Below are 11,829 nucleotides of genomic sequence, written 5' to 3'. Positions count from 1 at the left end.
TCGCCCATCCTGCGTGCTCACGAGATCCCGAACTCCTTGCCGAGCAGGTCGAACATTTCGTCGTCCGAAGCCGCGAAGACGTCTTCGCCGTCCGCGCGCTCCGGCCGCAGGCCGTCGAGCAGCCGGTTCAGCCGGCGTGCCACGTCGTCTCTGCGGGTTTCCCCGAGGTCGGCGGCCGCCACGGCCCGCTCCAGGCCGGCCAGCTCGGCGTCCAGGGGGTCGGCCGCGGGCTGGTCCGCCGGCACCAGCTCCTCGCGCAGGTACCGCGCGAGCGCGAGCGGGGTCGGGTGGTCGAAGACCAGGCCCTGCGGCAGGTTCAGCCCGGTGCGCCGGGCCAGCAGGTTGCGGAACTCGACCGCGCTCAGCGAGTCGAACCCGAGCAGGCCGAACTTCGCCTCGGGCTCGATCGTGTCCCCGGACGCGTGCCCGAGGATCATCGCGGCGGCCGTGCGCACGGCCTTCGACAGCGTGCTGACGCGCTCGGGCTCGGACATCCCGGCCAGCTGCGCGGCCAGCGGCTCCTCGGCGGTCTCCGGCGCCCGGCGCGCGGCTTCGATGGCCGCGCGGGCGCTGGGGACGCCGTCGAGCAGGTGCGTCGCGCGCATGAGGGCCATGCCGGGCGCGTAGCGCGTCCAGTCGATGTCGGCGACGGTCACCGAGGTGTCCCCGCGGCGCAGCGCTTCCCCGAGCGCGAGCAGCGCCCGCCGGGGGGCGAGGGCCGCGGCGCCGCTGCGGCGCATGCGTTCCTGGATGGCCGGGTCGGCCGCCATGCCGACCTCGCCCCAGGCGCCCCAGGCGACCGAAAGCGCGGGCAGCCCGGCGGCGGCCCGCTGTTCGGCGAGCGCGTCGAGGACGGCGTTCGCGGCGGCGTAGCTGCCCTGCCCGGGCCCGCCGACGGTGCCAGCGATGGAGGCGAACAACACGAAGAGGCTGAGATCCAGCCCGGCGGTCAGTTCGTGGAGGTGCAGCGCGGCGGCGGTCTTGGGCCGCAGCACGGTTTCGAAGCGGCCCGGGTCGACGGCGTCGACCACGCAGTCGTCGAGCACGCCGGCGGCGTGGACAACACCGCGGAGGGGGAATTCCGCCGGGAGGTTCTCGATCAGGGCGGCCACGGCGTCCCGGTCGGCGACGTCGCAGGCGGCGACGGTCACCCGGGCGCCCGCGGCGGTGAGCTCGCCGGCCAGTTCCCGGGCGCCGGGGGCGTCGAGACCGCGGCGGCTGGTGAGCACGATGTGCCCGGCGCCGGACTCGGCGAGCCAGTGCGCGAGCTTCCCGCCGAGGGCGCCGGTGCCGCCGGTGACGAGCACGGTGCCGTCGGCGGGCACTTCGCCCGGGTGGCGGGCAGGTGCTCCGGCCGGGTCGGACACGAGCCGTCGCACGAGGACGCCGTTCGCGCGCACCGCGATCTGGTCCTCCTCCCCCGCCGCCGCGAGCGTTCCGGGCAGGCGGGTGACCGCGCGGGGGTCGAAGTCCGGCGGCACGTCGACGAGCCCGCCCCACCGGCCGGGGTACTCCATCGCGGCCACGCGCCCCAGGCCCCACACCGCGGCCTGGGCGAGACTGCCCGCCGCGTCGGAGGGGCCGACTCGCACGCCGCCGGTGGTCAAGCACCACAGTGGCGCGTCGACACCGGCGTCCCCCAGCGCCTGAACCAGGGCCGCCGTCGTCGCGAGGCCGCCGGGTACGGATGGCGCGTCGGAGCAAGGCTTCTCGTCGAGGGCCAGCAGCGACAACACCCCGGCAGGGCTCGGGAAGGTCTCGAGCAGCGCCGTGATCCGCTCGGCCAGCGCAGCGCGGTCCGGCCCGTCGACCACCAGCCGGACGGTGTCCGCGCCCAGCACGTCGACCAGCACCTCGATGCGCTCGTCGCCGTCGAGAGCGGCCGGGACCGCGATCAGCCAGTCCTCGCGGCGCGGCGCGGTGGTGCCGGTGAAGGGCTGCCAGTCGACGCGGTAGCGCCAGCCGTCGGTCGTGGAACGGTCGACGTGTCCCTTGCGGTGCGCGGAAAGCGCGGGCAGCACCCGCGCCAGTTCCTCGGCGTCGGCGCCGAGCTCCGCCGCCAGCGTCGCGACGTCGGCACCTTCGAGCGTGGTCCAGAACGTGTCGCTCGCCTCCACCGGCGCCGCGGCCTCCGGCCAGAACCGCTCGCCCTGGAACGGGTACGTCGGCAGCCGGACCCCGCGCGCGTCGGCCCCGGCGAAGAACCGGGGCCAGTCGACCGTGACGCCGTCGACGTGCAGCCGGCCCAGCGCGGTGACGATCGTGGTCTCCTCGTCGCGGCCCGCGCGCAGCAGCGGCACGCAGGTCGCCTCGACGGTCTCGGCCGCCATGCCGGAGAGCACGGCGTCCGGGCCGACCTCGACGAACCGCGTGACCCCGCGCCCGGCCAGGTCCGCGACGACGTCACCGAAGCGGACGGTCCGGCGGACGTGGTCCACCCAGTACCCGGCCGTCGCGAACAGCTCGTGCTCGGGCCGCCCGGTCACCGCGGAGATCAGCGACCGCTTCGGCGACCGCAGGTCGAGCCCGGCGACGACCTTCGCGAAGTCCTCCAGCATCGGCTCCATCAGCGGCGAGTGGAACGCGTGGCTCACGGCCAGCCGCTTGGCCTTCTCGAACCGCTCCGCGACCGCGAGAGTGGCGGCTTCGGCGCCGGCGATCACCACGGAGGACGGCCCGTTGACCGCGGCGAGCGCGACGTCCGGGCCGAGCAGCGGCTCGACGTCGGCGGCACTCGCGCGCAGGGCGACCATCGCGCCGCCCTCGGGCAGCTCCTGCATCAGCCGGGCGCGGGCGCCGACGAGCGTGCACGCGTCGGCCAGCGACAGCACACCGGCCGCGTGGGCGGCGGTGATCTCGCCGATCGAGTGCCCGGCGAGGTGGTCGGCGCGCACACCCCACCGGTCGAGCAGCCGCAGCAGGGCGACTTCGACGGCGAAGATCGCCGGCTGCGCCCAGCCGGTGGTGTCCAGGCGGGCGGCGTCCTCGCCGAACACGACGTCCCGCAGCTCGTCGCCGAACTCGGCGCAGACCTCGTCGAACGCGTCGCGGAACACCGGGTACCGGTCGTACAGCCCGCGGCCCATGCCCGGCCGTTGCGAGCCCTGGCCGGTGAACAACAGCGCCGTGCCACCATCGCGGGCGGTGCCTTCGAGGAGGTCGCCGGCCGCCAGCGCCGAGCGCAGCGCCTCGGGATCGGCGCCCACGACGACCGCGCGGTGCTCCAGCGCGGCCCGGCGGATGGCCAGGGCGAGCCCGGTGGCGGCGAGCGGCGACCCGGCGCCGGCCAGGCGGGCGGCCTGGGCGTGCAGCGCGGGCCGGCCGCGGGCCGAGAGCACCCACGGCACCACGGCGGCCGGGGGTTCCGGAGCCGGCGCGGGCGCCTCGGGCGCCTGTTCGAGCACCACGTGCGCGTTCGTCCCGCTGACGCCGAACGCCGACACCCCCGCCCGGCGCGGCCGGGCCACCTCGGGCCACGGCGTCGCTTCGGTGACCAGGTCGATCGCCCCGGCCGTCCAGTCCACATGGGACGACGGCGCGTCTACGTGCAGGGTCGGCGGCACCAGGCCGTGGCGCATCGCCTGGACCACCTTGATCACCCCGCCGACCCCCGCGGCGGCCTGGGTGTGGCCGATGTTCGACTTGAAGGACCCCAGCAGCAACGGCGTTTCGCGGTCCTGCCCGTAGGTCGCCAGCAGCGCCTGGGCTTCGATCGGGTCACCCAGGGTCGTCCCGGTTCCGTGCGCTTCGACGACGTCGACGTCCGAAGTGGACAGACCGGCGTCGGCCAGCGCGGCCCGGATCACCCGGCGCTGGGACGGGCCGTTGGGCGCGGTGATGCCGTTGGACGCGCCGTCGGAGTTCACCGCAGACCCCCGCACCACGGCGAGGACCTCGTGGCCGCGGCGGCGGGCGTCGGACAGCCGCTCCACGACGAGCATGCCGACCCCCTCGGCCCAGCCGGTGCCGTCGGCCGCGTCGGCGAAGGCCTTGCAGCGCCCGTCCGGCGCGAGGCCGCCCTGCCGGCTGGTGCCGAGGAAGTAGTTGGGGCTGGACATCACCAGCACCCCGCCGACGAGCGCGAGCTCGCACTCCCCCGCCCGCAGCGCCTGCGCCGCCAGGTGCAGGGCGACCAGCGACGACGAGCACGCCGTGTCGACCGTCAGCGAAGGGCCTTCGAGCCCGAGCACGTAGGACACCCGGCCGGAGACCGCGCTGGCGGCGTTGCCGAGCCCGGCGTGCGCGCCGACGTCGGCGGTGCTGCCCGCGAGCACGCTCGCGTAGTCCTGGCCGTTGGTGCCGACGAACACGCCGGTCGGCGTGGCGCGCAGGCCGAGCGGGTCGATCCCGGCGTCTTCCAGGGCCTCCCACGACGTTTCGAGGACCTGCCGCTGCTGCGGGTCCATCGCGAGGGCCTCGCGCGGGGAGATGCCGAAGAAGGCGGCGTCGAAGCGGTCGATGCCGTCGAGGAACCCGCCGTAGGTGGTGGCGGACGCGCCCGCGGCGAGGGTCGCGAGGTCCCAGCCGCGGTCGGCCGGGAACGGGCCGACGGCGTCGTGCCCCTCGGAAACCAGCGTCCACAGGTCGTCCGGTGAGCGGACCCCGCCCGGGTAGCGGCAGCTCATGCCGACGATCACGACCGGGTCGTCGGTGCGCGCGCGGCCGCGGCGGACCGGCCCGGACCGCTCGTCGTCGCCGAAGAGCCCGGCCAGCAGCAGGCGGGCGACGGCGGCCGGGGTCGGGTGGTCGAACACCAGCGTGGCGGGCAGTTCGAGAGCGGTGGCGGCGGTGAGCCGGTTGCGCAGCTCGACCGACATCATCGAGTCGAACCCGAGGTCGGTGAACGGGTCGGCGGTGCCCACCGCGCCGGTGTCGCCGTGGCCGAGCACGGCGGCGACGGTCGTGCGCACGAGGTCTTCGGCCGCGCGGCCGCGGTCGGCCTCGCCGAGCGCCGCCCAGCCGCCGGCCACCGGGCTGGCCGGGACGCGCACCGGCGTCGCGGGCACGGCGTCGACGGGCGCGACGGCGCCGGCGAACTCGACCTCGGCGGCGAGCAGCACCGGCCGGTCGGCGGAGTCGAGCAGCGCGAGGCTGACCGCGTGGTCGCCGAGCGGGGCGACACGCAGCCGCAGCGAAGACAACCCCCGCGCGTGGAGCGAAACCCCGCGCCAGGCCACCGGTTCCTCGCCGCACGCCTGCGCGGCCTCGGCGAGCAGGAGGGGGTGCAGGTCGAACGCACCCGGGTCCCCTTCGAAGGAGACGTCGGTCAGGTATGCGCCTTCGGCCAGGACGGCGGGTTCCGGGCCCGCGTCCGCGGCGAGGGCGCCGGTGGCGTGGTGGGTCCAGGCCGGGGTGTCCACCGCGGAAAACACGTCGACCGGACGGCGGCCGTCCGGGCCGGGCGGCCCGACGCGCACCTGCAGCGCCACCACGTCCTTCGGCGCCAGGGCGAGCGGCTCGGTGAGGGTGAGCTCGGCGACCTCCGCGCAGCCGAGCGTGCGGGCCGCGCGCAGGGCCAGTTCGAGGAACCCCGTGCCGGGGAACGAGGTCCGGCCGGCGAGCCAGGGCTGGGTGGCCGGTGAGACGGTGCCGGTGAGCACGGTTTCGGTGCTCGCGGCGACGTCGAGGGAGGCGCCGAGCAGCGGGTGGCGCACCGGGGTGAGGCCGAGCCCGGCCGCGTCGCCGGTGCGCGGGGTGAGCGTCGGCCAGTAGCGCTCGCGTTGGAAGGCGTAGGTGGGCAGGCCGGCCGGGCGGGCGCCGGGGAGGACGGCCGGCCAGTCGGCGGCGCCGCCCGCGACGTGCAGCGCGGCCAGCCCGGCGATCAAGGCGGTGGCTTCGTCGTGGTCCTTGCGCGCCAAGGGGATCGCGCCGTCGACGAGTCCGGAAAGGACGGCCGCCGGGCCCAGCTCGACGCACCGCGTCACGCCGGAGCCGGTGAGGCGGGTGACCGCGTCGACGAAGCGGACGGTGTCGCGGACCTGCCGGACCCAGTACTCCGGGTCGGTGACGTCACCGCCGGCGACCACCGGGATCTCCGGCTCGGCGAACGAGAGCTTCGCGACCACGGCGCGGAAGCCGTCGAGCATCGGGTCCATCAGGCGCGAGTGGAACGCGTGGGACACCTTGAGCCGCCGGGCTTCGGGGAACCGGGCGGCAAGCGCGGTGACAGCGGCTTCGGGGCCGGACAGCACCACCGACTCCGGGCCGTTCACCGCGGCGAGGTCGACGTCGACGGCGACGGCACGAACGTCCTCTTCGGACGCTCGCACGGCGATCATCGCGCCGCCTTCGGGCAGCTCGCCCATCAGGCGGGCGCGGGCGGAAACCAGCGTGCAGGCGTCGTCCAGGGACAGCACCCCGGCGACGTGCGCGGCCGCGATCTCCCCGACCGAGTGCCCGGCCAGGAACGCCGGGCGCACACCCCACGACTCGAGCAGCCGGTACAGCGCGACTTCGTAGGCGAACAGCGCGGGCTGCGCGTGCTCCGTCCGGTCGAGCCGGTCGTCGGTGACCACGCCGAGGCGTGCGGAGAGCTCGGCGAACGTCTCGGCGAAGACCGGGTACACCTCGGCGAGCCGGGCGCCCATCCCGATCCGCTGCGCGCCCTGGCCCGAGAAGAGGAAGGCGGTTTCGCCGCGTGACGCGGTCCCGGTCGTCACGTTCGCCGCGGTCCCCTGGTCGAGCCAGGAGCGCAACCCTTCGCGCAGGGACGCGGTGTCCGGGCCGGTCACGGCGAGGCGGTGTTCGAAGGCCGTGCGGGTCACCGCGGTCGACAAGGCGACGTCGGCCGCGTCGGTGTCCTCGGTGGTGGCGGCCAGCAGCGCGGCGGCCTGGGCGCGCAGCGCGGGTTCCGAGCGCGCGGAGACGAACCACGGCACCGGCCCGCCGGCCCGCGGACCGCGTTCGACCGGCTCGGGCTCCGGCGCCTGCTCGATGATCGTGTGGGCGTTGGTGCCGCTGACCCCGAAGGACGACACGGCGGCGCGACGCGGCCGTCCGGTCTCCGGCCACGGCGCCGGCTCGGTCACCGGCCGGACCGCGCCCGCGCTCCAGTCCACTTCGGACGAGAGCTGCTCGGCGTGGAGGGTGCGCGGCACTTCGCCGTGGTTGATCGCCAGGACGGCCTTGATGATCCCGGCGACCCCGGCCGCGGCCTGGGTGTGCCCGAAGTTCGACTTGACCGAGCCGATCAGCAGCTCGTGCTCGCGGTCACGACCGTAGGTGGCCAGCAGCGCCTGGGCCTCGATCGGGTCACCCAGCTTCGTGCCGGTGCCGTGCGCTTCGACGACGTCGATGTCCGATGTGGACAGTCCGGACGCGGCCAGCGCCGCACGGATCACCCGCTGCTGCGACGGTCCGTTGGGGACGGTCAGGCCGCTGCTGGCGCCGTCGGAGTTGACGGCGGTGCCCCGCAGCACGGCGAGCACCGGGTGGCCGAGCCGCCGCGCGTCGGACAGCCGTTCCAGAACCAGGATCCCGGCGCCCTCGGCCCAGCCGACACCGTCCGCACCCTCGCCGAACGCTTTGCAGCGGCCGTCCGGCGCGAGCCCGCCCTGCTTGCTGAACTCGGCGAACGCCTCGGGCGTCGCCATCACCGTGACCCCACCGGCGAGCGCCAGCGAACACTCACCGGTGCGCAGCGCCTGGGTGGCCCAGTGCGCGGCGACCAAAGAGGACGAACACGCCGTGTCGACCGTGACCGAAGGGCCTTCGAACCCGAAGGAGTAGGCGACGCGGCCGGAGAGCACGGCCGCGGTCGTTCCGGTGCCGGCGTGCCCTTCGACGGTCTCACCGGACGCGGCGAGCAGCTTGCCGTAGCTCTGGCCGTTGGTGCCGACGAACACGCCGGTGCGGCTGCCGCGCAGGCTCGCCGGCACGATCCGGGCGCGTTCGAGGGCTTCCCAGGTGACTTCGAGCAGCAGCCGCTGCTGCGGGTCCATCGCGAGGGCCTCCCGCGGGGAGACGCGGAAGAACCCGGCGTCGAACCGGTCCGCCGCCTCGACGAACCCGCCGCGCCACGCGCCGACGTCACCCAGGCTGATCGTGCTGCGGTCCACCCCGGCCAGCAACGCCGACCAGCCGCGGTCGGCCGGCAGCGGGCCGATCGTGTCGGTGCCCGCCGCGAGCACGTCCCACAGCTGCTCGGGGGTGGCGACCCCGCCGGGGAAGCGGCAGCCGATGCCGACGATCGCGACCGGCTCCGCGGCCGCGTCCTCCATCTCCCGCACGCGCCGGCGCGACCGGTGCAGGTCGGCGGTGACGCGCTTGAGGTAGTCACGCAGCTGGCTCTCGCTGGCCATCCTCGCCTCTCGGGGGTCGTCCGGTGAGGGCTCGCGGCACCGCGGTCCGGGTTCCGCATCGCGTGAGTCAACCGCGTCCACCTCCCTTAAACCCTTAGATTTCGGCGCCGGCGGGGTCGCGGAATGTAGGTGATTCACGGAAAGGCCGGCGTTACGGTCGCGACGGCCGTGTGCTCCCCGCCCGAGGAAAGGTGCTTCCCCATGAGCCGACAACGGCGTCCGATCCTGTTCGTCAGCTCACCGGACAGCGGGCTGGTCAACTCCCTGCTGGTCCTCGCGGCGGAGCTGTCCCGGCGGGGCGTGCCCGACCTCTACTTCGCCACCTTCGACAACCGCCGCGCCGAGGTCGAGGCGATCGGCGCCGACGGCACCGGCACCCCGGTGCGGTTCCGGTCGCTCGGCGCGCCGATCCCCGAGCTGTCCTCCGGCTCGTGGGACGACGAGACCTACCACGCCGTCACCCAGAAGTCCCGCTGGAAGGCGCACAAGGCGCTGATGCGGCACACCTTCGACACCCGCTTCCGCGACCAGGCCTACCGCGCGCTCACCGAGGTCGTGCGCGAGGTCGAGCCGGCCGCGATGGTGGTCGACTCGCTGCTGCACGCCGGGTTCGAGCTGGCCGTGACCCTGCGGATCCCGCACGTGGTGAGCGTGCCGTTCTCGGTGAGCAACCACCTGACCAAGCTGCCCAAGGGGTTTCCCGTCCCGCACTCGGGGCTGCCGCTGGAGATGACGCCGAAGCAGCGCCGGGCCAACGCGCTGTTCGGGTTCCGCCGCAAGACGCTGTTCGTCGCCGACTCCTTGCTGCGCAAGAAGGTTGTCGAGTACGTCAAGTCCAACAAGGAGCTCGGCGTCTCCCGGCAGGCCGCGAAGTACACCGCGCGGATCGACGACGCGGCGCTCGTGCTCGTCTACTCGCTCGCCGAGCTGGAGTACCCGGTGGACATCCCGGCGAACTTCCGGATGCTCGGCGCGATCGTGCCGCCGCTGCCCGAGCTGCCGGACGAACAGGACGTCAAGGGCTGGCTCGACCGGCACGAATCGGTCGTGTACATCGGTTTCGGCACGGTCGTGCGGCTGACCGGCGACGAGGTGAAGGGGCTCGTCGAGGTCGCGCGGCGGCTCGAAGGCAAGCACGCCGTGCTCTGGCGGCTGCCGAAGGAGTCGTGGCACCTGCTGCCGCCGGCCCCGGAACTGCCGTCGAACCTGCGGGCCGAGCAGTGGCTGCCCTCGCAGCTCGACGTCCTCGCCCACCCGCACGTGCGCGCGCACTTCACCCACGGTGGCGGCAACGGGTACATCGAAAGCCTGTACTTCGGCAAGCCGCTGCTGCTGCGCCCGCTCTTCGTCGACGGCTACGACCAGGCGGTGCGCGCCCGCGACACCGGCGTCGGCCTGATCGTCGAGTCCTCACACGGCATCGACACCGACGACGTCACCGCGAAGCTGACCGAGGTGCTCGAGAACCCGTCCTTCACCACCCGCGCGCGAGAGATGGGCCGGCTGCAGCACGAGCCGGGACGCGGCCGCGACGGCGCCGTCGACGCACTGCTGGCACTGGTCGCCGACGAGGACGCCGCGGCCGAGCCGGCCCGGTCGGCCCGGTGATCGAGGCGGCGGGCCTGGCCCGCACCTTCGTCTCCGACGGCCGTGAGGTCGCCGCCGTCCGCGGCGTCGACCTGCGGGTCGAACCCGGGGAGATCGTGGCGTTCCTCGGCCCGAACGGCGCCGGCAAGACCACGACCATGCGGATGCTCACGACCCTGCTGCGCCCGACCGCCGGGCAGGCCCGGATCGCCGGCGCCGACCTGCGCACCGAGCAGGCGCGGGTGCGCCGGCACCTCGGGTACGTCGCCCAGGGCGGCGGCACGCTCGACGAGCGCAAGGTCCGTGAAGAGCTGATGCTGCAGGCCCGGCTGTACGGGCTGAACAAGGCCGACGCCACCGAGCGCGTCCGGGAGATTTCGGGCCAGCTCGGCCTCGACGGCCTGGAGGAGCGGCTGACCGCGTCGCTCTCGGGCGGCCAGCGGCGGCGGCTGGACCTGGCGCTGGGCATGGTGCACCTGCCGGTGGTGCTGTTCCTCGACGAGCCGACCACCGGGCTGGACCCGCAGAGCCGCGCCCACCTGTGGAGCCACATCCGGCGGCTGCGCGACGAGCAGGGCGTGACGGTGTTCCTCTCCACCCACTACCTCGACGAGGCGGACGCGCTGGCCGACCGCATCCAGGTCATCGACGACGGCGTGATCGTCGCCGAGGACACCCCCGAAGCGCTGAAGTCCCGCCTGCTCGGCGACGGCGTCGAGGTGACGGTGCCGCCCGAGCGCGCGGACCACGCGGAACTGCTGCTGGCCGGGCTGCCGGGCGTGCGTGGCCTGCGGCGCGAGGAAGAGACGCTGCGGTTCCAGGTCGCGCACAGCGAGGAGGTCCTGTCACCGCTGGTGCGGGCCCTCGACCAGCAGGACATCCCGCTGGTGGCGCTGCGCGTGCGACGTCCCACCCTCGACGACGTGTTCTTCGCCCTGACCGGCCGGGGCCTGCGCGAAGGAGCGGCCGATGCTGCGTGACGCGATCCTGGTCTACCGCAGCGAGCTCGCGGTGACCCTGCGGAACAAGCCGTACCTGGTGCTGGGCATGATCCAGCCGGTGCTGTACCTGGTGCTGTGCGGGCCGCTGCTGGCGGTGCTGGTGAGCAAGACGCCGGGCACGCCGGCCGAGACGTCCTGGGTCGACCTGACCCCGGCCCTGATCATCCAGATCGCGGCGACCAACGGCGTCTACTGCGGGTTCGTGCTCCTGGCGGGCATCCGCGCGGGCGCGGTCGACCGGCTGCGGGTGACGCCGGTGAGCCGCACCGCGCTGAGCCTCGGGCAGGCGCTGCCGTCGGTGACGCTGTCGCTGGTGCAGGGGGTGATCATCCTGCTGCTGGCGAGCCTGGTGTTCGGCGTGGCGCTGAGCGTGGTGGGGGTGGTCCTGGTCCTGCTGATCACGGCCCTGACGGCGTTGACGATCGCCTGCTGCGCGGACGCGATCGTGCTGAAGCTGCGGAAGGAGGACACGTTCACGTCGATCGTGAACATCGTCATCCTTCCGCTGACGCTGCTGTCGGGGATCCTGCTGCCGATCACGCCGGACCGCGCGCCGATGTGGCTGTACGTGCTGTCGCGGTTCAACCCGCTGGCGTACGTGGTGGACATCAGCCGGGCGAGCTTCCGCGAGACGTTGCCGCTGGTGCCCACGCTCCTGGGCGCGGCGGTGATCATCACACTCGCGGCGCTGGCGGTGCGGTGGAACTCGCGCACCTTCCAGGCGGTCGCCGCCTGACCGTACACACGAAACCGGGCCGGGGAGCGATCCCCGGCCCGGTTTTGTGTGTGCGCTCAAGTTGGGTGATCTGCCGCGGCTTGTCGTGAGTGTTTAGGGCGGTTCTAACCGGGTGGATTCAAGCGGTCGTCGCAACAGGCTCCTGCGTGGACAGTAGCTGGTTGAGTCGCTCAGCTGGGGTGTCCCAGCCGAGCGTCTTGCGGGG

General features: G+C 74.3%; 4 protein-coding genes. 3 read left to right on the top strand and 1 reads right to left on the bottom strand.

What is annotated here, in order from left to right; all coding sequences use genetic code 11:
- Positions 1 to 17 precede the first annotated feature (17 nt).
- A complete protein-coding gene (locus tag ACZ63E_RS31740; protein ID WP_465339836.1) occupies positions 18 to 8,300 on the bottom strand; it encodes a type I polyketide synthase in 8,283 nt (2,760 codons plus the stop codon).
- A 201-nt stretch (positions 8,301 to 8,501) separates the two neighbouring features.
- Here ACZ63E_RS31740 and ACZ63E_RS31735 point away from each other — a divergent pair, with 201 nt between their 5' ends.
- The 3 genes from ACZ63E_RS31735 to ACZ63E_RS31725 are packed head-to-tail and all read left to right on the top strand — an operon-like array spanning position 8,502 to position 11,624.
- Positions 8,502 to 9,908, top strand: coding sequence for a glycosyltransferase (locus tag ACZ63E_RS31735; RefSeq protein WP_465339835.1), 1,407 nt, complete (start codon positions 8,502 to 8,504; stop codon positions 9,906 to 9,908).
- Positions 9,905 to 10,867 carry an ABC transporter ATP-binding protein gene (locus ACZ63E_RS31730; protein WP_465339834.1) on the top strand — a complete coding sequence of 321 codons (963 nt, stop codon included), beginning with the start codon at positions 9,905 to 9,907 and terminating at the stop codon, positions 10,865 to 10,867. The genes ACZ63E_RS31735 and ACZ63E_RS31730 overlap by 4 nt, the downstream gene beginning before the upstream one ends.
- Positions 10,857 to 11,624, top strand: a complete 768-nt coding sequence (locus ACZ63E_RS31725; protein WP_465339833.1) for an ABC transporter permease — start codon at positions 10,857 to 10,859, stop codon at positions 11,622 to 11,624. The genes ACZ63E_RS31730 and ACZ63E_RS31725 overlap by 11 nt, the downstream gene beginning before the upstream one ends.
- Positions 11,625 to 11,829 lie beyond the last annotated feature (205 nt).

This window comes from Amycolatopsis sp. NPDC104819 (assembly GCF_055583145.1).
Note: the sequence above shows the minus strand (reverse complement) of the source record. Positions and strands in the feature narration are given on the sequence as shown.

Excerpts from the sequence above, each read along its gene's own strand:
- ACZ63E_RS31740 (WP_465339836.1), bottom strand. The coding sequence starts at position 8,300 with ATGGCCAGCGAGAGCCAGCTGCGTGACTACCTCAAGCGCGTCACCGCC.
- ACZ63E_RS31735 (WP_465339835.1), top strand. The coding sequence starts at position 8,502 with ATGAGCCGACAACGGCGTCCGATCCTGTTCGTCAGCTCACCGGACAGC.
- ACZ63E_RS31725 (WP_465339833.1), top strand. The coding sequence starts at position 10,857 with ATGCTGCGTGACGCGATCCTGGTCTACCGCAGCGAGCTCGCGGTGACC.